The following is a 22,383-nucleotide window of genomic DNA, read 5'->3' as shown; positions in this document are numbered from 1 at the left end:
GGGCTCTTTTTTTAAGCAAGCGGCCGGTTTGGGGCGGCCGCCCGGCAGCGGCTTAGCGCTTCTCGATGCGCCGCACGGCCGTCAGGCCTTCCTGCTGCACTTCGAGGAAATACACACCGCTGGCCAGGGCGGCCGGCAGCGCCAGACGCTTGTCGGCGCCGAGGGGGGCCGGGGCCAGCACCAGGCGGCCCGTCAGGTCGCGGAGGGCCACGGTGGCCGGAGCGGCCGAGGGCAGCGCCACGGTCAGGTTGTCGGTGGCGGGGTTGGGGAACACGCTCAGGCCGGGCAGGGCCTGGCTGGCCAACGTGGCCGACACCAGGTTGAACGACGTGGCGCTGGTGGCCGTGCCGCCCGGCGTGGTCACCATAATCAGGCCATTAACGCTGCCCGTGCCGGTAGGCAGCGCTGCGGTAATGGTGGTAGCATTCACCACCGTGAAGTTGGGCACGTTGAACGAGCCAATACGCACGGCCGTAGCACCCGTAAAGTTGGTGCCCGTGATGGTTACCAACGTACCGGGGCCGCCCGTGGTGGGCGTGAAGCTCGTGATGGTAGGCGCGGGCACGGTCACGGTGAACGTAGCCGCGGCCGAAATACTGTTGGCAGGGTTAGTCACCGTTACGTTGAAGGTGCCAACCGTAGCAACGGAGCTGGCGGGCACCGTAGCCGTCAGCTGAGTAGCCGATACAAACGTCGTGGTCAGCACGATGCCGTTGAAACTCACTACCGAGCCCGACACAAAATTGGTACCCGTTACGGTCAGGGTGAAGGCAGCGCTACCGGCCACCGTCGTATTCGGCAATAACGCCGTGATGGTGGCAGCCGGAGTCACAATGAAGTTAAACGGAGCCGATGCCCCTCCGCCCTGGGCCGGGTTGGTGACAATAACCGGATAGGTTCCTACTACCGCGCCAGTAGGCAGGCTAATGGACAACTGCGTGGCCGAAATGTAGGTGGCTGGCAGTGACGTTCCGCTGAAGGTCACGGTCGAAGTCGGCAGGAAACCCGTGCCGATGATGGTAAGGGTGAAAGGACCGGAGCCCTGCGCCACCGAAGCCGGCGAAAGGCTGGTGATGGCCGGCGTGGGGTTGGGCACAGTCACCGTGAAGGTGCCCGTGCTGGTGGCCGTGCCGCCTGGCGTGGTCACGGCAATCGGGCCGCTGGTCGCGCCCGTAGGCACGGCAAAGGTGATTGTCGTCGCGTTCACCACCGTGAAGCCCGTTACCGCTACCCCGTTCAGGGTGAGGGCCGTGGTGCCGGTCAGGTTGGAACCCGTGACGGTAATCGTGGTACCTACCGGCCCACTGGTGGGGCTGAAGCTGGCAATAACCGGGGCCGGTGCCACCGGCGCAAAGGCAATGCCGCGAAAAGCGGTGTTGGTAGCGGCCGTGGCCACCGGAGCCGGAATGCTGGTCAGCGTAGGGGCCACGTTGTAGCCGGTAGTGTCGGAGAGCAGGTACAGGCCGGTGGCGCTGGTGGCTATCAACGACACCGTGGTGCCGCTGGTGTTGCCATCGAGGCCGCGCACCGTGGCCGTGGCCGACCCGGCAATGATGCCGTTCAGCGTCCAAGTGCCCGCCACCAAGCTCCATTTCTGAATACCACCGCCGGTAACGCTTCGGTCATCAGCCACATACACTACGTCCACACCCGGCACGGTCGTGCTCAGGTCGGCAAAATAGAAGCCGTAGGGGCTGGAGCCGGCCGTGGTGGCCGGGAAGCCCGGCAGCACCGCCACGGTTTGCCCCGCCGCCGTGGGCAGGCCCGTGCCCACCGTGCTCAGGCCGATGTAGGGGCTCGAAGCCGCCGAGATATACAGGTTGCCCCCGGCCACGCTCACGCCGCGCAGGTTGGTGGGTGCCGTGTTCAGCTGCGTAGGGTTGAAGCCGCCGAAGGTGACGTATTGCACGCCCGAGTTGCCGCCCACCACATACAGGTTCGTGCCATCTGCCGAGGCCACGGCCCGCACGTTGGAGGCGCTGAAAGCATTGCCCAGGCTGGTGCTCGTGTCCACGGTGCCATCGGGGCTCACCACCCCCACCACGCGGGCCACGTCGGCGGCCGTGGAAGCCGCCACGCCGGTGGTGCCGGGAGCAGTGCCGTAGCCGGCCAGCAGCAGGCTGCGGCCATTGCCGGTCCGGGACAGCACCAGCTCCGACGTGGCGTTGCCGCTGGCGGTGAGAATGCGGTTGTTGCCGGTTACGGCCGTGGGCAGGGCCACCGACTGCACCAGTACGCCGGCCGGCGTGTATTCATCCAGGTACACTGCCGTGGCCGCCGTGGTCAGGGCGGCCGTTCCATCGCCTACGCGCGTCACCACAATGTTGCCCGGCGTGAAAGGTGCTGCGGATGCCAATGCCGGCCCCAAGCACAGCCACCCGACGAAGCAGGCCAACAATTGCTTAAAGTAGGAATAATTCATGGTAAAAGGTGAAAATGGGGGAAATTATGAAAGGGTTATTAATCAGTAATATTGTTCTATTCAAAGGTACTGCCCCCCATCCAATAGTTTGGCAGGTATCAGGATTAGCAATGAATGAAATGTGAATTTTAACAGAGTGATTCGCCTCCTGCCTAATGCGTATGCCGGCTGGTCCCGCACGTTGCCCGCCGTCGCCGACCGGCATATCCGCTGCGCAGGCTCGGCCGCTGATTTTGTTGCGCAAATCGAAAAACCTTAAAGTAATTTCACCGGGTCATCGTCTGTTTATTCAGAATGACAACCATGGCACTTTCGCTCCCCTCTCCCCTCCTGCCGATGACGGCTTCGCAGCAAGACCGCCAGATTGCCGAAGCCGTGCGCCAGCAGCGCCCCCGGCTCCTGCAGTTCATCCGGCGGCGCATCCCCGACGAAGCCGAGGCCGAAGACCTCCTACAGGACGTCTTCGCTGAGCTCGTGGAAAGCTACCGGCTGCTCAAGCCCGTGGAACAGGCGGCGGCCTGGCTCTTCCGGGTGGCCCGCAACCGCATCACCGACCTCTACCGCCGTAAGCGGCCGGTGAGCCTGGAAGCGGCCTTTGGCGCGGCCGAAGCCAGTGACGACGGTGAAGGCTTGCTGCTGGCCGACCTGCTGCCCGCCCCCGACGACTCGCCCGAAAACCGCCTGCTGCGCGAAACCCTCATGGAAGCCCTCAGCGAAGCCCTGGCCGAGTTGCCGGCCGCCCAGCGCGAAGTATTTGTGTGGCACGAGCTGGAAGACAAAACCTTCCGCGAAATGGAAGAGGAAACCGGCGTACCGCTCAAAACCCTCATTTCGCGCAAGCACTACGCCGTGCTGCACCTGCGCAAGCGCCTGCAAAAGCTCTACACTGAATTATTCACCGACTAACGGTGAAATGGTGATGTGGTGAACTAGTGAATTTGACGTTTTGCCAATATCTGTTGGCCGCTCAAATTCTCATTCGCCTGCTCACCACCTCACCAGTTCACTATCTCACCAATCATGGACCGTAAATTCTGGCTGCTCCGCGGCCTCCGTTTCTTTTTCTTCGCGGCGCTTTTCATTGCCGTTGCCGGGTTTGCCACGCAGGCCCTCTGGAACTGGCTGATGCCATCCTTGTTCCGTCTGCCCACCATCACGCTGGGCCAAACCTACGGCCTGCTCCTGCTGAGCCGCATCCTGTTTGGCGGCTTCCGGGGTGGGCGGCCGGGCGGCTGGGCCCGCAAGCGCCGCGAGTGGAAGCTGCGCATGGCTGGCCGCATGGAGCACCTCAGCCCCGAAGCCCGCGAAAAATTTCGCCAGCAGATGCAAAGCCGCTGTGCCGCTTGGGGCCGCCGCCCCGAAACGACCGCCGAAGCCACGGCGCAGCAACCGGCCTAGCAGCCGGGCCTGCCGAAATTATTTTAGCAGCGCGGCCCCTTTCAGAGGGGCCGCGCTTTTTTATTCCAATTTTATTTAGACATTTGCCTAATCATTGAAACACCTAGTATGAATGCTCTCTTCAAAGCCCTGAACGACCCCACGCGGCGCGCCATCCTGGAGCGGCTGCGGGGCGGGCCGGCCACCGCCGGGGCCATTGCCGAGCAGTTCCAGTTCTCGGCCCCCACCATCAGCCACCACCTCGACCTGCTGCGCCAGGCCGACCTCGTCACCAGTCAGAAGCAGGGTCAGTTTGTGGTCTACACCCTCAACATGACGGTATTTGACGAGCTGCTGGGCTGGCTTTATCAGTTCAAATCCTAATTTTTCCACTTCCTTTTTTGCGGTACTCATGAAAAAGAATCTGCTCCTGTGGCAATTGCTCACGCTCGTGGCCGTGCTGGCTCCGTCGCTGTACCTGCTTTATGTGTGGCCGCAGCTGCCCGCCCAGGTGCCCACGCACTTCGACGGCAGCGGGCAGGCTAACGGCTACACCAGCCGCGACCACATGTGGCTCCTCACGCTGGGTTTGCCGCTGGGCATAGCCCTGTTTTTCAGCGTCCTGCCCTACCTGGACCCCAAGCGCCGCCTCGACAGCAACAGCGTAAACTTCCAGAAGCTGCGCCTGGCCGTGGTGGCCATGCTGGGCGGGCTGGCCGGCTACGGGCTGTACATGGCGTTGCACCCTGGTACTTCGGGCGGGGGCCTGCTGGTGCTAGTGGGCCTGTTTCTGGCCTTTATGGGCAACTACCTCACCACCGTGCAGCCCAACTACTTCGTGGGCATCCGCACGCCCTGGACGCTGGAGAGCCCCACCGTGTGGGCACGCACGCACCGCGTGGGCGGCATGCTTTTTTGCCTGACGGGAATGCTGATTGCGGGCCTGGCGCTGGTGGTGCCCGCGCAGCAGATGCACCTGGTGCTGGTGGGGCTGCTGGTGCTCACGGCGGTGTTTTGCTACGGCTATTCCTACTTCGTTTTCCGGCAGGAAGAGCAGGGGCGCAACGTGGCCTAAGCCCGCCGTGGCAATGCCCAGGGTATCTGCTTCTTCCTCAAAAGCCTCTGCACGCAAGTGCGGAGGCTTTTTTTATTGATTCCTGATGGGTACATCGAAACTTAATTGCGCTTATCCAATAATAAAAGTGAATTTATTATTACAAACACTTGCAACATGCGGTGATTTTATTGTACGTTTGTATCCTCCAATAAAAAATGTCATTAGTGCAATACGCTATGAAATCCGGCCTCGCCTCCACCGTTGTTGCCATTGGCCTTTTGCTGGCCGCCATGCCCAGCCAGGCGCAATATGCGTACACCCAACCCGGGGGCAAGCCGGAAGAAACCACCAGCACCGACCCTGAGGAAAGCGCTAACCCCGCCACAACCAAAGTCATCCACGGCGTGGTGCAGGGCCGGAAAGGGGTATTGCCCGGGGCCACAGTGTGGCTACACGGCACCCGCACCATTGTGGTCACCAACTCGGAAGGCGAATTTGAGCTGCGCGTGCCCACCAACGTGAAAGAAGTGGAGCTGACCTGCGGCTTCGGCGGCCTACGCGAAGAAGTGGTGCGGCTGGCTGCCGTGCAGGCGCTGGGCTCGGTATACCTGCTGCGTGACACCGCGCCGGACACCAACTAAGTCTTTTCCAGCTGATTTACGGCACTTACTGTTTACCATACCTTTTGTTCTGCATTCCGCTTTTTGAAGAAGCCCTGGCCTTTGAAGCCAGGGCTTCTTCGGTTTTCAGCGGCCCGCGAATCCACTGATTTGGCAAATCCAGTCATTCGCTGGGAGTTTGGCGTGGTTGAACGAGGCCAGCTTCTACCCCATTAATGCAATACGACATTTGTATCATTCAAAATCATCCGAAATTACTTACTCCAATGCGCCTCCTCTCTGTACTCGCCGCCACCGTTGCTACTTGTGTTATCAGCCTCGCCTCACTTACGGCGCAGGCCCATCAGCCGCTTGCCAGCACGGCTTATGCCATGACGGCGGCTACTAATGACGGCGATACAAAGCCGGAGAAAATGACACTCATCGGCAAAATCACCAACCCGGCCGGCCCGCTGCCCGGCGCGGTGGTCATCCTCACGGCCACCAAGCAGATGGCCGTGACCAATGCCGACGGCGAGTTCGAGTTTGAAGTACCGGCCAACGCCGGGGCGCTGCAAGCTACGGTAACCTACGCCGGCTACGCCGATGAAACGATGACCCTCAATGCCGCCGCCAACGAATCGACGGTGAGCCTGACCAACGCCCACGTTATCGTGGTATCGCGCAAGCAGCAGCTCAAGCGCTACCTCAAAACGGCTCACAAGCAGGTAAAGCACGACCTGCGCCTGGCGCGCCAATAAGCACCAAGAGGCAATCCAAACGCACAAAAAAATCCCCGGCCAGCGCGGCCGGGGATTTTTTTGTACCCTTCGGTTTCAGGGCCTACAGGTCTTTGGTGTTGTCGTCGAGCTGACGGTCCATTATCAGGTGGTAGGGGTCGACGGCGACGGAGGCGGGCTTTTTGCTCACCACGAAGCGCAGCTGGTTGTCGCCGGTGCGCAGGCGGCGCTTCTGGAGCAGCAGCGGGGCTGCGGGCTTTTTATCGGGGCCGGGCTCGGGGAAAATGGCCACGGGCAGGGCATCGCGGGTTTGGTCGGCGGGCTTCTGGGTGCCCAGGCTGTCGGCGTAGAACTTGGCCGACTTCACGGTGAAATCGACCTGGTAGCGGCCGTCGGGCAGCTTTTTACTGGTGGCGGCGGTCACGCGGTTGTCGAAGATGGTGATGCGCTCAAGCTGGTCGGTTAGGTAGGACTGGAGCGAATCGGGGGCGGCGCGGCGCAGGTAGCCGATGAACTCGGTGGAGTTGGTGTAGGGCGGCTGCTGGTAGGCCACGGCGGCCACGTACTGCTTCAGGGCGGCGTTTAGGGTGGCCTCGCCCAGGTAGTCCTGCAGGCCGTACATCACCACCGAGCCCTTGGCGTAGTGGATGTACTGCTGGTTTTCGACCAGCGCCAAGGGCACTTCCTTCTTCCGCTCGAAGGCGCGGCCGGAGAGGTAGCGGTTCATGTCGAACTTGAGGAAGCGCTGCATGGTGGCCGGGCCGTTGTGCGCCCGCAGCACCATCAGGGCCGAATATTCGGCCATGGCCTCGGCCATCAGCGTGCTGCCCTGCACGTTGCCGCCGATGACCTGATGGGCCCACCACTGGTGGCCCACCTCGTGGGCCGTCACGTAGTACGGGTAGTTCAGGTCTTCGGGGTCTTTGTCGTTCACCTTGGCAATGAAGCCGATGGCTTCGGAGAAAGGCACCGTGTTGGCAAAGCTCTGGGCGAATGACTGGTAGCGCGGAAACTCCAGGATGCGCAGCTGGCGGTGCTGGTAGGGCGAGAAGTTTTTGGAGCAATACGCCAAGGCATCCTTCGCGCCTTCGGCCATGCGCTGGAGGTTGTACTCGTGGCCCGGCTGGTAGTAGATGGTGATGGGAATGGTGCGGTGCCCGGCCGTATCAACCCACTGGCTCTTATACTCTTTGTAGCGCGCCGAGAGGAAGGTGTAGAAGTTGAGCATGGGCCGGTCCATCACGTAGGTGAAGTAGCGGCGGCCGTCTTTCACCCACTCTTTTTGCAGGTAGCCGGGGGCAATGGCGGTCTGGTCGGCCTCGGTGCTGACGGTGGTGCGGAAGCGAATCCAGTCGGCATCGGCGCTGATGTAGGTGTTTTGGCGGGCCTTCAGGTCGTTCACGGGGGCCATGCGGGGCTTGGGTTTCAGGCCGTAGTTTTTGCGGTCCTGGTCGCCGCTCAGCTCGGCATCTTCGCGGTAGCCTAGGCCCGGCAGGTAGTTGCTGCTGATGAAGGTGCCGTTGTACACGATGTCGGTATTGGAACCCGAGTTGGGGAAGCCGCGCTCCTGGTAGCGAATGTCCATGTTCAGGGCCAGCGAATCGCCGGGGGCCAGCGGCTGGGCCAGGCGGTAGAGGCGCACGCCGTAAGTGGTGTCGTTCAGGGCCAGGGTGGCCTGGCCGGATTTGCCCAGGCTCAGGGCCAGCACGCGGGGATTCTGCTCCACGGGAATGCTTACGATAACGGTATCGAGGGCGCGGGCGTGCTTGTTTACCAACGTGAACTGGCCCCGAAACCGCACGGCGCGGGTGCCGGGGAAAATCTCCGTGTTCATATCCACGGCCGTGATGCGGGGCTGGGCCACGTCCTTGAGGCGGCGGTACTGCTTTTCGTAGGCCACCTGGCGCTTTTCGCCTTCTTTGGGCGTCAGGTATTTGTTCAACACGTTGGTGTTGTAGAAGATGTAGTAGCCTGCGCCCAGGCTCATAAGCAGGCCTAGGGCCAGGGCGGCGCTGCTGCCGGGGCTCCAGCGGCGGCGGGCTTCGCGCAGGCGGCCGGTGGCGTCGGTGCCGCGTGTCCAGAGCAGGCTGGCCAGCAGCACCAGCAGCACGGCCACGCCGGCCCACAGCAGCTTGGTCCACCAGAAGGCCGGCAGGAAGTGCCCGTAGCCGTTCATATCCGAGTACGGCCCCGGCGAGCCGCCGCCGCCAAAGCCCAGCAGCCGGTGGCCCAGACCAATCTGGCTGCGGAAAAGGTTGGCTACGTAGTAAACCACCATCACCGCGAAGCCCAGGTACTTGTTGTTCACCACCACCTGCGTCACCATGCTCAGCACGCACAGCAGCAGCAGGAACGGCAGCTGGTACAGGAACAGCGCCTGCAGGTAGAGGCCGATTTCGTAGTGGAAATAGCCCCGGAACGTCTGAATAACCAGACCGCACACCATGATGACGGCCAGCAGCACCACCTGCACCAGGCCCAGGGCGGTGAGCTTGCTCAGCAGCGGCACCCAGCTGGGCACGGGCACGGCATCGGTAATCTGGGCCACGCCGGCCTCGCGCTCGCGCCACACCAGCTCGCCGCTGTAGAAGATGATGATGGCCAGAAAGAACAGAAAGAAGGAGCCGGTGATGGCCTCCAGCATCTCGTAGGTGACGGGGTAGGTGGCGGTATCGAAGGTGCGGCCCACCTGCGCCGACGTGGCCAGCAGCAGGATGACGCCCGCCCCGGCAATGGCCAGAAAGTAGCGGCTGCGCACAATGCCCCGGAATTCCAGCTTGGTCAGGCTCCACCACTGGCGCCGGCTCATAGCACCGGAAAAGACCTGGGCCACGCGCGGTAGCAGCAGGCCGCCGGGCTGGGCGGCGGGGGCTACGTCGGCATCGGCAGCAGCCACGCGGCGGCTCTTTTTCTCGGGCTTCTCTGAGGCGAAGACCGAGAACCGGAACCGGGCGTAGCACAGCGCCAGCAGCCCCAGCCCAACGGCCAGCCACACGGCCCGGTTCAGCAGCACGTAGCTGGAGAGGGGCAGCAGCAGGGTGTTCTTTTCAGCCGAGGTCCAGTAGCGGGTTGTGAATTCGATGGCCGAGATGCCGAAGGCATCCAGCGCGGCTACCAAGTGCTCATTCTTGAGGTCCTGCAGGTAGGCTGTGGCCACCAGGTACACCACCAGCAGCAGCACCGAGCCAATGTAGGTGCTTAGGATATTGCGCGAGAGCGTGGCCCCGGTGAAGAAAATAGCCCCCGAAAACAGCAGGTTGGGCAGCACCATCACGAGGTAGGGCCACAGGTAGGTACCCATCGGAGCCACGGCCAGAAACCGGTCGGCCTGCACCCAGGGCATGAGGCCCGCCACCGCCGCGCCCAGCGCGACGCCGCTGAATACCAGCGCCGCAATCAGGTAAGAGCCCAGGAAACGCCCGCCCAGATAACCGAACTTGCTGATGGGCGTGGTGTAGAACAGCGAATGCGTGCGGTACTCGAAGTCGCGGTAAACGGGGTTGCCCATCAGCGAGGAGGCGATGATAATGCCGAACACGCTCAGAATCGTGGTGATGATGTTGAGCGAGAATGGGGCGTTAATTTTCACCGCTTGCCCATCGCCTCCCAAGGAAACGTGCACGCCCGTGCCGAAGCCGCCGCCGGCCGCCGTCACCAGCAGAAACGCCATGAGGAACAGCAGGAAGAAGTAAATCCAGGTGGCGGGGCGTTTGAGCCGGTATTTAAGCTCGAAAAGAAGTATTGCTAGGAACATAGTCGTCTGTCATCCTGAGCGCAGCGAAGGACCTTATCACGTCCGCGCTGCGCGGGTTAGGTAATGCCCGGGAAGGGCGTAAGTCTGACGAAAGCAGCCGTGATAAGATGCTTCCTTCGTCAGCATGACAACGGCCTGTCAGGCCATTACCGCCCCGGCCTTGCTCCTTACTTCGTAGTTCTGGATTTCCGAGAAATACACGTCCTCCAAATCCGGATTCACCGCTTCAAAGCCGCTATCCGGCGCGCCATCGGCCAGGACGTGCACCACGGTCTTGCCCGCGAACAGGCGGGAGCTGATGACCTGCTGGCTGGCTTGCAGCGCGGGCAGTTCGGCCTTTTCGATGAGCTTGCGCCAGATGCGGCCTTTCAGGTTGCTCATCACCGATACCGGGTCGCCGGTGAGGAGGACTTCGCCCTTGTTGATGATGGCCATGTGGCGGCACAGGTCGGCCACGTCGCTCACGATGTGGGTGCTGAGGATGACCACCAGGTTTTCGCCAATCTCCGAGAGCAGGTTGTGGAAGCGGTTGCGCTCGGCGGGGTCGAGGCCGGCGGTGGGCTCGTCCACGATGATGAGGCGGGGGTTGCCGAGCAGGGCCTGGGCGATGCCGAAACGCTGCTTCATGCCGCCGGAGTAGCCGCCCACGTGCTTCTTGCGCACGTCGTAGAGGTTGGTTTGGTGCAGCAGGGCGGCCACCATTTCCTTGCGCTCGCGGCCGTTGGCAATGCCTTTGAGGGTGGCGAAATGGTCGAGCAGCTCCTCGGCGCTCACGCTGGGGTACACGCCAAACTCCTGGGGCAAATAGCCCAGTACGCGGCGCACGGCCTCTTTGTCGCGCAGCACGTCGATGTCATCGAGCATGATGCTGCCGGTGTCGGCATCCTGCAGCGTGGCGATGGTGCGCATCAGGCTGGACTTGCCCGCGCCGTTGGGGCCGAGGAGGCCGAACATGCCGTTGGGGATGTTGAGGCTGACGTTTTTGAGGGCCTGCGTGCCGTTGGGGTAGGTTTTGGAGAGATTGGTAATGGTGAGGGCCATACTTTTTTTTGCAGAAAGTGAAAGAGGTGAGCCGGAAGGTACTGTGCGCCACTGAATCGCCGGAGCGGCGGGCGGCATTACAGCGGGTATGGCCGAGAGATGCGCGGCGGGGGGCCGGGGTTGCCTGGATAAGCGGTACCAGACCGATGAAATGGAAAAAGAACGTCATGCTGAGCGTAGCCGAAGCATCTCTACCGTGCCACTAATCCTTTCGATTGGATTGCTATTGCGGTAGAGATGCTTCGGCTACGCTCAGCATGACGTTCTTTTTTTCCGGACTTCCGGCCTGATTCCCCCTCCTACTGCCCGCCTTGCTTACTCCCGCCGCCCTTCACGTCGTCGTTCGAGATGGACTTGCGCTGCTTGGTTTGCTGGGCCTGGCCGAAGCGGTAGTTGAAGCTGAGGCGGAACGAGCGTTGGTAGGCGTAGTTGCGGTTGGTTTCGGTGAAGGTGGGCGTGTCGGTGGTGTTGCGGTAGAGCCAGTAGTCGTTGAAGGGCGCGGCGAGGTTGAGCACCACATCGGCCTTGTCCTTGAGGAAGGTTTTCTTGGCCCCCATCTGGTAGTAGAGGTTGCCGGAGCCGCGGCCCTGCAAGTCGGGCGAGGGCAGCGAGGCGAACACGAAGCCTTGCAGAGTGAAGTTTTTCGGGAGCTTGTAGGAAGAGTTCAGGTTGAGGCCGGCCGTGAAGCCGCGCCGCTCGATACCCAGCGAAGGGCTGCGGCGCACGATGTACTGAATATCGGGCCCGCCGCTGATGTCCCAGCCCTTGGCCGGCTTGGCCGAGCCGTAGAAGTTCAGCTGGTAATAGGCATTGGCAGCCACGTTGGCGTAGGTCTGCTGGGTTACGCCATTGGCATCGGGCCCGAGGCGGATAGACTCGATGGCGTTGCCCGTGCGGCGCATAGAGGCCGCGATGTTGAGCGAGCCGGCCTTGCCGTTGGTGTTGAAGCTCAGCTCGTAGGAATCGGTCAGCTCGGGGTTGAGGTTGGGGTTGCCGTACACCAGGTTCTTCGGGTCGGAGCGGTCCCTGAAGGGGTTGAGGTAGTCGATGTAGGGCCGGGTGATGCGGCGCGAGTAGGCGGCGCGCACGCTGTTGTTGTCGCTGAAGGAATACTGCGCGTTTCCATTGGGCAGCAGCGTGAGGTAGCTGCGCACGAAGCTGGTGTCGTTGGTGCGGAAATCGGCCGCGAGGCCGGTGCGCTCCAGGCGGCTGCCCAGGCTCAGGGTCAGCTTCTTGGTCAGCTTGTTGGTGTAGGTGGCGTAGGCCGACTGCACGTTCTGGTCGTAGCTGAAATCGGTGGAGCGGCCGGGCAGGCGCACAAAGTCTTCGGTTACGCCCCGGGTCAGGCCATCGACGTTGGCCACCGAGCCGGTGCTGCGCCAGATGGATTTGAGGCCCGTTTCCAGCGTTTGCTTCTCGCCGAAGGGCTGGGTGAGGTCGGTTTGCAGGGTCACTTCCGAGCCCGGCGTGCGGCCCCGGCTGCGCTCGCGGTAGCTGGCACTGCCCACCTCCAGGTTGGTGGTGGAGTTCTGGTATTGGTCGAAATCGTAGCCGAAGGTGCCGTCGTTGCGGGCGTACTGGCCCAGCACGCTCCACTCCTTGCGGGGCAGGGCGTAGGTTTTGGTGTAGGTGCCGGTCAGCTCGCCGTTGAGGCCGCTGAACACGCTGTTGGTGGCGCGGGTGAACAGCTGGTTGGTCTGCGGCTGGGCGGGCGACACGTAGTCGTTGAGCATGTTGTTATAGTCATGGCCGGCGTAGTGGTTCACCGAGGCGGCCAGCGACAGGCTCTGGTGCTCACTCAAATCATAGTCCAGGCCCATTGAGCCGTACAGCCACTGCCCGCTGTAGTTGCCCACGCCCTCCTGGGTCAGGGTCGATTTGTCCAACTTGCCGAAGCGCACCCGCTCCGACTTATTGGGGCCGTACCAGCCGCCCGTGCCGCCCGAGGAAGTGAAGCCCAGCTTCTTGGTTTTGAAGTTGAGTGAGCCATTCACACCCGAGTTGCGGCTGCCGAGGGAGGTGCCCACGCGGCCGTTCAGGCCCTGCTCCACGCCTTTCTTCAGCACGATGTTGATGATGCCGGCGGTGCCTTCGCCGTCGTATTTGGCGGGAGGCGTGGTGATGATTTCCACCGACTTAATCTGCTCGGCAGGGATGCCCTTGAGGGCTTCGGCCAGGTTGCTGGCCAGCGTGGGCGAGGGCTTGTTGTTCACCAGCACTTTAAAGTTGCTGGAGCCGCGCATTTTCACGTTGCCGTCGCCGTCCACGGCCAGCAGGGGGGCTTTGCGCAGCACGTCGGCGGCGGTGCCGCCGGCATTGGTGGCGTCCTGGTCGGCGTTGTACACCATGCGGTCGGGGCGGATTTCCACCACCGGCTTCTGGCCGATAATCACGGCCTCATCCAGCGCGGTGCCGGCCGTGGGCAGGCGAAAGGTGCCCGCGTCGGTGGCCCCGGCCGTGACGGTCACGGCCCGCGTCTGGGTGCCGAAGCCCACGTAGCTCACCCGCAGCCGGAACGGGCCGGGCGTGAGCTTGCTGAGCGAGAACCGGCCGGCATCATCGGCGGCCACGCCGGTGATGGGCTTGTCGCCGGTGGCCGGCAGCAGCACCACGGTGGCATAGGGCACGGGCTCCTTCTTCAGCGAGTCGAGGACGGTGCCGGTGAGGGAGCCGGTGCCGGCGGGCAGCGCCGGGGCGGGGGCCGGAGCCTGGGCGGCGGCGGGCCGGACGGCCCCGGTCAGGAGCAGGCACAGCAGGCCCGCCGCAAAGCAATGCGTAGATAGTTTCATCGGTGCAGGGGGGAAAGGGAAGAAGTACGCCCTAACAGATGGCCCGGCCGGGGCCGGGGTTGCCTGCGGGCGGTATTAAATTGGTGTGAAGTCCGGGGGAGTATCGGGCCCGGGACCCAAACGTTACAGAGGCCCATATTATTTGTTGGGGAAGCGCCCCGCCCGGCGCAAGGCCGGAGGGCGGGCAGGAATTGGGCTCAAAGGTCCGGCCGGGGGCGGGGGGGCCGCGCTTCATATCCTAAGTTGGGACGTGCCAATACGGGATTTGGGACGGGTGGTGGCCAGCTACTGGATGAGCGTGACAGCTGCTGCCGCGGATAAGCCATTCTTGATATGTTTACAATTTTACAACCCGATGCAAGACGCATAAGCCAGTGAGGCCACGGCGTGTATGATTATGGCCTATAAGAGGTTTAGTCAGCCGCCGGGTCGTAACTTTACCGGTGCCAAGCCCGCGCGTTGCCGGCAGATAATTCAATTGACTACGTGAAGCACTTCTTTCGCACCACTGGAGGTATGGCCGCGGCCGGGCTTTTCATGCTTATTCTTTTGCTGCTGGCTCCGGGCCGGGCCGGGGCGCAGGCGCTGCGCGGCACCATCGCGGCGGGCAGCAGCTACTCGCTCAGCATTCACGCCGATGGCAGCCTCTGGGCCACCGGCCGCAACACCAATGGCCAGCTTGGCACGGGCACCACCACCAGCAGCACCGTCTGGGTGCAGGTGGGTAGCGATACGGACTGGGTGCAGGTGGCAGTGGGCACCAACCACAGCCTGGGCCTGAAGGCCAACGGCAACGCCTACGCCTGGGGCGTGAACACCTACGGCCAGCTCGGCGACGGCACCACCACCCAGCGCCTGGTGCCCACGCCCATAAGCGGGGGCGGCAGCTACACCCAGCTGGTGGCGGGCACCTACCACAGCCTAGGCCTGAAAGCCGACGGCACCGCCACCGCCTGGGGCTACAACGGCGACGGCGCGCTGGGCGACGGCACCACCACCACCCGCCTGGTGCCCACTCCAGTGAGCGGGGGCGATGCCTACACCCAATTAGCCGCCGGTACCTACCATAGTCTGGGCCTGAAAGCCGACGGCACCGCCACCGCCTGGGGCTACAACGGCGACGGCGCGCTGGGCGACGGCACCACTACTAACCATTTGGTGCCCAATCCGGTAAGCGGGGGCGGCCTGTACACTCAGTTGGCGGCGGGCACCTCTCATACCCTGGCCCTGCGGGCAGATGGCACCGCCTATGCCTGGGGTCGCAACGCCACCGGCGAGCTCGGCGACGGCACCACCACTAACCGCCTGTTGCCCACGCCCGTGAGCGGGGCCGACCTGTACACGCAAGTGGCAGCGGGCGCTAACTACAGCCTCGGGTTACGGGCCGACGGCACCGCCACCGCCTGGGGCCACAACGCCGGCGGGGCGCTCGGCGACGGCACCACTACTCAGCGCCGGGTGCCCACCCCGGTAATCGGGGGTGGCCTGTACACGCAGCTGGCGGCCGGCCAGTACCACAGCCTGGGCCTGAAGGCCGATGGCACCGCCTATGCCTGGGGCTACAACGGCAGCGGCGAGCTTGGGTGTGGCAACACCACGCAACGCAACACGCCCACCGCCACGGGCACGGCCCTGCCCACGCGCAGCACGGCCGCGGGCGGTGCCTTCGGCCTGGCCGTGCGGGCCGATGGCACGCTGTGGGCCTGGGGCGACAACACCTATGGGCAGCTGGGCATCGGCACGGCGGGCCCCGACACCAACCGTAACAGCCCCATGCAGGTGGGCACCGATAAGGACTGGGTGCAGGTGGCCGCCGGCCAGTACCACAGCCTGGGCCTGAAAGCCGACGGCACGGCCTACGCCTGGGGCGACAACCGCAACGGCCAGCTCGGCGACGGCAGCACCACCAATCGCAGCGTGCCCATACTGGTGGGCACGGCCACCGACCGCTACACCCAGCTGGCCGCCGGTGCCCTACACAGCCTGGGCCGGCGAGCCGATGGCACGGCCTACGCCTGGGGCCAGAACAGCTTCGGTCAGCTCGGCGACGGCAGCACCACCAATCGCAGCGTGCCTACCCCGGTGGGGGCCGCCACCGACCGCTTCACCCACCTGGCCGCCGGCTCCTTCCACAGCCTGGGCCTGATGGCCGACGGTACGGCTACCGCCTGGGGCTACAATGGTTCCGGCCAGCTCGGCGACGACACCACCGCCGACCGCACTATGCCCACGCTGGTGAGCGGAAGCGGCACATATACCCAACTGGTGGCGGGCCAGTACCACAGCCTGGGCCTGAAAGCCGACGGCACGGCCTACGCCTGGGGCGACAACGGCAGCGGCCAGCTCGGCGACGGCAGCACCACCGACCACGGCATGCCCATGCTGGTGGGCACGGCCACCGACCACTACACCCAGCTGGCCGCCGGCGCGGCCCACAGCATAGGCCTGCGGGCCGATGGCACGGCCTACGCCTGGGGCCGCAACGCCGAAGGCCAGCTTGGCGATGGCAGCACCACCAACCGCAACACCCCCACCCAGGAAGCCACCCTGGGCACCGGCTGGACCACCCTGGCCCCGGGCCCAGCAGCCTCCTTCTCGCTGATTCGCACCCCCTCGGGCTACAACTTCGCCAGCACCGGCCAGAACCCCAGCGGCCAGCTCGGCGACGGCACCACCACCAGCGCCAGCCGCTTTGACAGGCTGAACCCGCTACGCTCCCTACAGCCTCTGCCCGTGGAACTGGTCAGCTTCAGCGCCCGCCGCACCGGCCCCACTGCCGTGGCCTTGGCCTGGGCCACCGCCTCGGAGAAGAACAACGCCGGCTTTGTGGTGGAGAAATCGGCCGACGGCCGGGCCTTTGTCCGCCGGGGCTTCGTGGCCGGGGCGGGCAGCAGCACGGCCCCCCACGCCTACACCTTCGCCGATGCCGATGCCCCCACCGCCGCCTACTACCGCCTGGCCCAGACCGACGCCAACGGCACGGTGACGCACTCGCCCGTGCAGTTCGTGCCCGCCGCCGATGCGCCGGCCACGCTGGTGCTGGTGCCCAACCCCGCCCACGGCGGCCCGGTTCAGGTGCTGGGCGCGCCGGCCGGGTCCCTGCTGCTGGTGTATAACAGCCTGGGCCAGCTGGTACGCCCCGCCGCCCCGGCCCTCGACGTGGCCGGCCTGCCCGCCGGGGTGTACGTGGTGCGTGCCGGCACCCGCGCCGCCCGCCTGGTGGTGGAGTAGGGCAATTCCGAAGCCAGCACAATGTAGGGGCGGGGCTGGCCCCCGCCCGGACGCTTGCCCTATCTCAACGATTCCGTTCAACGGCGGGCGGGGGCCAGCCCTACCGGGTACGACCCCGCTCCTACATCGCTCTGAATTAGAAACCGCTTTACGCTTTGGATGCAGGGCCTCTCTTGCTGTAGCTTTGAGATACACGGGTGGCGCGGCCGCCGCCCCCGCCAGCTTGCTTCTACCCTTCTCATGCAGCACCTCCACCGCACCCCACTCGACCAGCTTTTCGTCATCGACATCGAAACCGTGCCCTGCGTGGATTGCCACGACAGCCTCGACGAGATGCTGCGGCAGCTGTGGGAGCACAAGAGCGAGAGCCTGCGCCGCCAGCAGGGCTACACCGGCCGCCCCCAGGCCGCCGAGCCCTTCCCCGAGCACCTCACGGCCGCCAGCCTGTTTGAGCAGGCTGGGATTTATGCAGAGTTTGGAAAGGTGGTGTGCGTGTCGGTGGGGTATTTCGTATTTGATAAAGAGGAAGAAATCGTGCGCTTCCGCGTGAAAAGCTACGCCGACCACGACGAGAAGCATCTGCTGCGCGACTTCGCCGGGCTGCTGGCCAACAAACCGAAGTTCCTGCTCTGCGCCCACAACGGCAAGGAATTCGACTTCCCCTACCTCGGCCGCCGCCTGCTTGTGAATGGCCTGCCCCTCCCCCCGCAGCTGGACATGGCCGGCAAAAAGCCCTGGGAAATCCCCCACCACGATACCATGGAGCTGTGGAAGTTCGGCGACCGCAAGTCCTACACTTCCCTCAACCTATTGGCCGCCCTGTTTGGCATTCCTACCCCAAAAGACGATATCACCGGGGCCGACGTGGCGCGGGTGTATTGGGAGGAAAACGACCTGCCCCGCATCGCGCACTATTGCCAGAAGGACATCATCACCACGGCCCGCATCCTGCAAAAATTCCGGGGCGAAGAGCCTGTGCGCGACGAGCATATCGTGTATGCCGATGCTACGCCCGTGCCCATGCGCCGCGTGGTGTAATCTGGCGGCTACTTAGCTTTACGAGGGTTTCTAGCGGTCAAATCTTTTGGCGGCCGGGGGCTCCCATTCCTTTCCTTTTTTTCCCGGTTCGCTGCTTATGCGCTTTCTCTACTCTTTATTGGTAATTATCGGGCTGCTGGGTGGCCGGGCAACATCGGCGCAGGCCCAAACGCTCGATGCCGGCTTCGCAGCGGGCCTGACTTCCTTCGGCGGCTCCATCGAGGCCGCCGTGAAGCAGCCCGATGGTAAGGTCATTCTCAGCGGCGACTTTCATTTGCTGAACGGGCAGGCCACGGCCCGGGTGGTGCGCCTCAATGCCGACGGCACGCCCGACTTGGCCTTCCGCGCCCAAGTGGGCAGCGGCCCCGATGGGGCCATTTCGGCCATCGCCCTGCAAGCCGACGGCAAGATTCTGCTGGGGGCCGAGCAGGGCCTGAGCTATTTCAACGGCCAGCCGGCCCAAAGCCTGGTGCGTCTCAACCCCGATGGCAGCCGCGATGCCACTTTCGGCGCGGGCGGCACGCTGTGGGAAGCCGGCTTTATCGGGTCCATCGCCGTGCAGGCCGATGGGAAGATTCTGGTGGGCGGGGCTTCCTCCAGCACCTTCAACGGCCAGCCCATCAAAGGGCTTGTTCGGCTGCTGCCCAGCGGCCTGCCCGATGCCAGCTTCAACATCGGGACGGGCGTGGCGTTGGGCAGCGGCGGCGGCTTTATTAAGAAGCTGCTGGTGCAGCCCGACGGGGCAATTCTCGCGGGCGGGCAGTTCAGCACCTTCAACGGGCAGGCCCGGCCGCTGCTGGTCCGGCTCCTGCCTTCGGGTAGTGTCGATGGGTCGTTTGCTTCGCTGGCCCCCGCCACCACCTCCAACGGCTATCTGGGCGATTTAGCGCGCCAGCCCGACGGCAAGCTGGTGCTGGGCGGCTCCAACCTCACGGGCAATAGCTCCACGGCCACCGACCTGATACGCTTACTGCCCAGCGGCGCGCCCGACCCGGCCTTCACCAGCAACGTGGACGGCAACGGCTACGTGGCCAGCGTGGGGGTGCGGGCCGATGGCAGCCTGCTGGTCGGGGGCATCTTCACCGCGTTTGGGGGCAGCCCCCGCGGCGGCCTGGTCCGGCTGAGCAGCACCGGTGCCGTGGACCCCGCCTTTGCCACGGGCGGCGGGACCTATGGCTACATCCCGGCCCTGGTGGAGCTAAATAACGGCCAGTATCTGGCCGGAGGGGGCTTTTCGGAGTTCGATGGACAACCGGCCACCGGGCTGGTGCGCCTCAGCAGCACCGGCCTGCTCGATGCCAGCTACGCGGCCCAGCTCTACTTTGTGGTAAACGCGCAGCTTACGCCCCTCAACAGCGGGCAGCTGCTGGTCAATGGGCCGTTCACCACGGCCGGGGGGCAGGCAGTGGGGTATCCGACCGGCACCGCGCCCCGCTTTATTCTGCTCAACGCCAACAGCACGTATAATTCGCAGCCGGTGCTGCCGGCTCCGCTGGCGCTGGCCAACAACCGTACGTACTACAACGACGTGGTGCCGCAGCCCGACGGCACCTACTTCGCCACCTACCAGAACACCGACACTACCACCCTGGTGCGCCGCATCCTGGCCAACGGCACCTTCGACCCGGCCTACGCGGCGGTCGAGCTGCAGTTTGGCACCGCCTACCCCTACCCGTTCTGCTGCGCCGGGGTCAGCTTCACGCCCACGCCGGGCGGGCAGGTGCTGGTGCGCGGCGGCTTCGGGCGGGTGAATGGCCAGCCGCGCCGCTACCTGGCCCGCCTCAACGCCGATGGCACCCTCAACACCACCTTCGCCCCACCCACCAACGCCGTGTGGCAGGTGCCAAATGTGGGTACGGGCACTCCCAATGGCATCCGCAACGTGTACGGCTTGGCCAATAACCAGACCCTAGTGCACTGGAACGATGCCGTCCGCAGCTACCTGACCCGCCTCAACGCCGACGGCAGCATTGATAACACGTTTTCCATTGGTACGGGCGGGGGGACCAACGCCCTGTTTACGGTGCTGCCCCTGGCCAGCGGCAAGCTGCTGGTAATGGGCAGCTTCACCACCTTCAATGGGCAGGCCGCCCCCTACGGCGTGGTGCGCCTGCTGGCCAGCGGCGCGCCCGATGCCACCTTTGTGGCCGCCAGCCCCGCCACCAATGCCGTGGAGCAGCCCGATGGCAAGCTGGTGGCCATTGCCCCCGGGGCCACGGTGCAAAGCCAGCGCCTGCTGCGCCTCACCCCCACCGGCAGCCTCGATGCCGGCTTTCAGCCGCTGCTGGTGGCCAACGAGTCGTACCGCCAAGCGGCGGCGCGCGTGTACCTGCAACCCGGCACCAACGCCCTGCTGCTCGCCGGCGACTTTACCAGCGTGGGCGGGCAGCCGCGCTTCGGCTTGGCCCGCGTGGTGAACACGGCCCTGGCCGTGCGCGGCGCGGCCGCCCTTGCGCCGGTAGATGCCTTCCCCAATCCGACCCACGACCAGCTGCAGCTGCGGCTGCCCACTCCGGCTACCGGCCCCCTCACCCTGCTCGATTTGCAGGGCCGCGTGGTGCGGCGCTGGCCGGCCGCACAGGCGGCGGGCGGCGTTTCGGTGGCCGGGCTGGCCCCGGGCGTGTACGTGCTGGGCATTCCGCTAGCGGCGGGCCAGCGCTGGCAGCGTCTGGTGGTGGAATAGGTTGCTGCCGCCCCACCCGTTTGCGCCTTAGTTTTGGGCCGGCCAAACTGCCTCCGGGGCCGTTTCGGCCGGCTTTCTTTTTGCTTTCAACCTCATTCTATGCGCCTTCCTGCTCTTGTGGCCGCGCTGGCTTCGGCCGCCGCCTTTGTTTCTCCCGCCCACGCCCAAACGGCCAACCCCAAATCCGCCGCCGGCAATGCCTTTGTGCGCGACAGCCTAGCCAGCTACGTGCAGCGCGGCCTCAAACTCTGGAACATCCCCGGCCTGGCCGTGACGGTGGTGAAGGACGGGCAGGTAGTGGTGTCACAGGGCTTTGGGGTGAAGGCCGTGGGCAAGCCCGAGCCGGTGGACGGCAACACGCTTTTCCTCATCGCCTCCAATTCCAAGCTCTTCACCGGCACCGCCATTTCACAATTGGTGGAGGAGAACAAGCTGAAGCTAGACGACCCGGTGCGGAAGTACCTGCCCGATTTCCGCCTCTACGATTCCACCAGCACGCGGCTGGTCACCATCCGCGACGTGCTGGGCCACCACATGGGCACCAAAACCTTCCAGGGCGATTTCACTTTCTGGGATTCCAACCTGAGCCGGGCCGAAATCCTGCAAAAAGTGCGCTATCTGAAGCCCACGGGCCTGTTTCGGCAGCAGTACGGCTACAGCAACTACGGCTTCCTCACGGCGGGCGAAATCATCCCCGTCGCCACGGGCGGCACCACTTGGCAGGACTTCGTACAGCAGCGCCTGCTCACCCCGCTGGGCATGAATAACACGTATCCCCTCTCGGCCGGAGCCGGCCAGCGGGCCAACGTGGCGCTGCCCTATACCACGGCCTTCGGGCCACTCACGCGGGTGCCGTTTGATGAGGTGGATAATTTCGGCCCGGCCGCCAGCCTGGTTTCCAACGTGAATGACCTCGGCCACTGGCTGCGCTTCCAGCTCGATAGCGGCAAGTACAACGGCCAGCGCGTGCTGCCCTGGGCCACGCTGCGCCGCACCCGCGAGGGCAATACGCTGGTGAGCGCCAGCAAGTCGCCCATCTTCCCCAGCCATTTCCGCACCTACGGTCTGGGCGTGTTCTCAGCCGACTACAACGCCCGCCAGATATTCTGGCACACGGGCGGGGCCAATGGATTCGTGACCAACGTATGCTTCGTGCCCGAGGAAAACCTGGGCCTCGCCGTGCTCACCAATCAGGACAACCAAAGCTTCTTCGAGGCCCTGCGCTACCAGCTGCTCGACGCCTACCTGGGCGTGCCCTACGTGGACCGCAGCCGCCAGCTCTACGCCATCGCCAGCAAAGGCAACGCCGAAACCGCCAAGACCGTGGCCGAGCTGGCTGCCCGTGTGGCGAAGAAAAACAAGCCCGCCCGCAACCTGCAAGTCTACGCCGGCACCTACCAGCACCCCGTCTATGGCACCATCACGGTGGAGCCCAAGGGCAAGCAGCTGCTCGTGCGCTTCTCGCACCACCCCGCCCTCACCACCACGCTGGATTATATGGACGGCGACACCTTCCGCAGCACCTTTTCCAACGCGGCCTACGGGATTTTCGCGGCCCCTTTCACCGTGGAAAACGGGCAGGTGAAGACGTTGGAAATCCGCGTGAACGACGGGCTGGAGCAGGACCCGTACGTGTTCACGAAGCAGTAGAT

At 64.3% G+C, this 22,383-nt stretch carries 14 protein-coding genes and 1 pseudogene; 10 read left to right on the top strand and 5 right to left on the bottom strand.

Translation table 11 applies throughout. The features are described 5' to 3' along the window. Positions 1-52: 52 nt before the first annotated feature. Positions 53-2,422 carry an IPT/TIG domain-containing protein gene (locus tag AAFH49_RS03250; protein WP_342295974.1) on the bottom strand — a complete coding sequence of 790 codons (2,370 nt, stop codon included), beginning with the start codon at positions 2,420-2,422 and terminating at the stop codon, positions 53-55. A 303-nt stretch (positions 2,423-2,725) separates the two neighbouring features. On the opposite strand from AAFH49_RS03250, the gene AAFH49_RS03245 reads away from it, so the two are divergent. From AAFH49_RS03245 to AAFH49_RS03220, 6 genes are all read left to right on the top strand, one after another. Continuing rightward, complete coding sequence (locus AAFH49_RS03245; protein ID WP_342295973.1) at positions 2,726-3,328, top strand: RNA polymerase sigma factor; 603 nt, start codon at positions 2,726-2,728, stop codon at positions 3,326-3,328. A 114-nt stretch (positions 3,329-3,442) separates the two neighbouring features. Further along, the gene (locus AAFH49_RS03240) at positions 3,443-3,820 is read left to right on the top strand and encodes a hypothetical protein (RefSeq protein WP_342295972.1); all 378 of its coding nucleotides are present in this window, start codon (positions 3,443-3,445) and stop codon (positions 3,818-3,820) included. 108 nt (positions 3,821-3,928) lie between these two features. Further along, on the top strand, positions 3,929-4,183 hold the full coding sequence (locus tag AAFH49_RS03235) for an autorepressor SdpR family transcription factor (protein WP_342295971.1): 255 nt from the start codon (positions 3,929-3,931) through the stop codon (positions 4,181-4,183). Positions 4,184-4,211: 28 nt separating this feature from the next. After that, positions 4,212-4,874 carry an SdpI family protein gene (locus AAFH49_RS03230; RefSeq protein ID WP_342295970.1) on the top strand — a complete coding sequence of 221 codons (663 nt, stop codon included), beginning with the start codon at positions 4,212-4,214 and terminating at the stop codon, positions 4,872-4,874. 218 nt (positions 4,875-5,092) lie between these two features. Continuing rightward, positions 5,093-5,497: a peptidase associated/transthyretin-like domain-containing protein gene (locus AAFH49_RS03225; protein WP_342295969.1), complete on the top strand. Its 405-nt coding sequence runs from the start codon at positions 5,093-5,095 to the stop codon at positions 5,495-5,497. Between the two features lie 245 nt (positions 5,498-5,742). Next, complete coding sequence (locus AAFH49_RS03220; RefSeq protein WP_342295968.1) at positions 5,743-6,216, top strand: carboxypeptidase regulatory-like domain-containing protein; 474 nt, start codon at positions 5,743-5,745, stop codon at positions 6,214-6,216. Positions 6,217-6,298: 82 nt separating this feature from the next. Here the strand turns inward: AAFH49_RS03220 and AAFH49_RS03215 are convergent, their stop codons facing one another. The 4 genes and pseudogenes from AAFH49_RS03215 to AAFH49_RS22185 all read right to left on the bottom strand — a co-directional run. Further along, entirely contained in the window at positions 6,299-9,949 is a 3,651-nt protein-coding gene (locus AAFH49_RS03215) for an ABC transporter permease/M1 family aminopeptidase (protein ID WP_342295967.1), read from the bottom strand. Positions 9,950-10,087: 138 nt separating this feature from the next. Then, positions 10,088-10,990 (bottom strand): ABC transporter ATP-binding protein, encoded by a 903-nt coding sequence (locus AAFH49_RS03210; protein ID WP_342295966.1) that lies wholly within the window; start codon positions 10,988-10,990, stop codon positions 10,088-10,090. A gap of 299 nt (positions 10,991-11,289) precedes the next feature. Beyond that, a complete protein-coding gene (locus AAFH49_RS03205; protein WP_425293315.1) occupies positions 11,290-12,984 on the bottom strand; it encodes an outer membrane beta-barrel family protein in 1,695 nt (564 codons plus the stop codon). Positions 12,985-13,080: 96 nt separating this feature from the next. After that, a pseudogene (locus AAFH49_RS22185) lies at positions 13,081-13,779 on the bottom strand (carboxypeptidase-like regulatory domain-containing protein); the annotation flags it as partial. 537 nt (positions 13,780-14,316) lie between these two features. On the opposite strand from AAFH49_RS22185, the gene AAFH49_RS03200 reads away from it, so the two are divergent. The 4 genes from AAFH49_RS03200 to AAFH49_RS03185 all read left to right on the top strand — a co-directional run bounded on the left by AAFH49_RS03200 (position 14,317) and on the right by AAFH49_RS03185 (position 22,381). Continuing rightward, positions 14,317-17,010 carry an RCC1 domain-containing protein gene (locus AAFH49_RS03200; protein WP_342295964.1) on the top strand — a complete coding sequence of 898 codons (2,694 nt, stop codon included), beginning with the start codon at positions 14,317-14,319 and terminating at the stop codon, positions 17,008-17,010. Positions 17,011-17,250: 240 nt separating this feature from the next. Further along, positions 17,251-18,048 carry a 3'-5' exonuclease gene (locus AAFH49_RS03195; protein WP_342295963.1) on the top strand — a complete coding sequence of 266 codons (798 nt, stop codon included), beginning with the start codon at positions 17,251-17,253 and terminating at the stop codon, positions 18,046-18,048. Between the two features lie 97 nt (positions 18,049-18,145). After that, the gene (locus AAFH49_RS03190; protein ID WP_342295962.1) at positions 18,146-20,731 is read left to right on the top strand and encodes a T9SS type A sorting domain-containing protein; all 2,586 of its coding nucleotides are present in this window, start codon (positions 18,146-18,148) and stop codon (positions 20,729-20,731) included. 99 nt (positions 20,732-20,830) lie between these two features. Next, positions 20,831-22,381 (top strand): serine hydrolase, encoded by a 1,551-nt coding sequence (locus tag AAFH49_RS03185; protein WP_342295961.1) that lies wholly within the window; start codon positions 20,831-20,833, stop codon positions 22,379-22,381. Positions 22,382-22,383: the final 2 nt, after the last annotated feature.

Source organism: Hymenobacter segetis, from assembly GCF_038448715.1.
In the GTDB taxonomy this organism is placed as follows: Bacteria; Bacteroidota; Bacteroidia; order Cytophagales; family Hymenobacteraceae; genus Hymenobacter; species Hymenobacter segetis.
Note: the sequence above shows the minus strand (reverse complement) of the source record. Positions and strands in the feature narration are given on the sequence as shown.

Bases quoted from the DNA above. Each gene is read 5' to 3' on its own strand.
- AAFH49_RS03195 (WP_342295963.1), top strand. From the start codon at position 17,251: ATGCAGCACCTCCACCGCACCCCACTCGACCAGCTTTTCGTCATCGAC.
- AAFH49_RS03215 (WP_342295967.1), bottom strand. From the start codon at position 9,949: ATGTTCCTAGCAATACTTCTTTTCGAGCTTAAATACCGGCTCAAACGC.
- AAFH49_RS03220 (WP_342295968.1), top strand. From the start codon at position 5,743: ATGCGCCTCCTCTCTGTACTCGCCGCCACCGTTGCTACTTGTGTTATC.
- AAFH49_RS03200 (WP_342295964.1), top strand. From the start codon at position 14,317: ATGCTTATTCTTTTGCTGCTGGCTCCGGGCCGGGCCGGGGCGCAGGCG.
- AAFH49_RS03185 (WP_342295961.1), top strand. From the start codon at position 20,831: ATGCGCCTTCCTGCTCTTGTGGCCGCGCTGGCTTCGGCCGCCGCCTTT.
- AAFH49_RS03250 (WP_342295974.1), bottom strand. From the start codon at position 2,422: ATGAATTATTCCTACTTTAAGCAATTGTTGGCCTGCTTCGTCGGGTGG.
- AAFH49_RS03190 (WP_342295962.1), top strand. From the start codon at position 18,146: ATGCGCTTTCTCTACTCTTTATTGGTAATTATCGGGCTGCTGGGTGGC.
- AAFH49_RS03230 (WP_342295970.1), top strand. From the start codon at position 4,212: ATGAAAAAGAATCTGCTCCTGTGGCAATTGCTCACGCTCGTGGCCGTG.
- AAFH49_RS03235 (WP_342295971.1), top strand. From the start codon at position 3,929: ATGAATGCTCTCTTCAAAGCCCTGAACGACCCCACGCGGCGCGCCATC.
- AAFH49_RS03225 (WP_342295969.1), top strand. From the start codon at position 5,093: ATGAAATCCGGCCTCGCCTCCACCGTTGTTGCCATTGGCCTTTTGCTG.
- AAFH49_RS03245 (WP_342295973.1), top strand. From the start codon at position 2,726: ATGGCACTTTCGCTCCCCTCTCCCCTCCTGCCGATGACGGCTTCGCAG.
- AAFH49_RS03210 (WP_342295966.1), bottom strand. From the start codon at position 10,990: ATGGCCCTCACCATTACCAATCTCTCCAAAACCTACCCCAACGGCACG.
- AAFH49_RS03240 (WP_342295972.1), top strand. From the start codon at position 3,443: ATGGACCGTAAATTCTGGCTGCTCCGCGGCCTCCGTTTCTTTTTCTTC.